Source organism: Streptomyces beijiangensis, from assembly GCF_017315755.1.
GTDB classification, from domain to species: domain Bacteria; phylum Actinomycetota; class Actinomycetes; order Streptomycetales; family Streptomycetaceae; genus Streptomyces; species Streptomyces beijiangensis.
In genome coordinates this window covers 1-344 of the sequence record NZ_JAFLRJ010000915.1, presented here as the reverse complement: position 1 = coordinate 344, position 344 = coordinate 1, and the positions used below count along the sequence as shown (strand labels likewise).

Genomic DNA, 344 nt, shown 5'->3' with positions numbered 1-344 from the left:
GCGGTTCGCCGCCCTCCGTCAGGACTCGCGACGAGAGGTCCGTCTCCAGGCCGCCCAGCGACTTGCGCGTCAGGATGTGCAGCTTCACCGCGATCAGCGGGCCCGCCTTGGGGTCCAGGATGCGGTGCGGGGACGCCGTCCGGATCAGCTTGTCGCCGAGGTAGTTGCGGGCGCCGCGGATCGACATCACCTGGAGGTCCTTGGTGAAGGGGTTCGCGATCTCCCGGTCGCGGGCGACGATCTCGCGCCGCAGCTCCGCCTCGTCGATCAGCGGCTCCTTCGTCAGCGCGTTCATGCCACGGACCAGCGAGGCAAGGTCCTTCTCGACCACGAAGTCCGCGCCG

At 69.5% G+C, this 344-nt stretch carries 1 protein-coding gene; it reads right to left on the bottom strand.

Going from position 1 to position 344, the window contains the following annotated elements:
* On the bottom strand, positions 1-344 hold a 344-nt coding region (locus J0695_RS39840; RefSeq protein ID WP_206969712.1), incomplete at both ends, for an FAD-binding protein.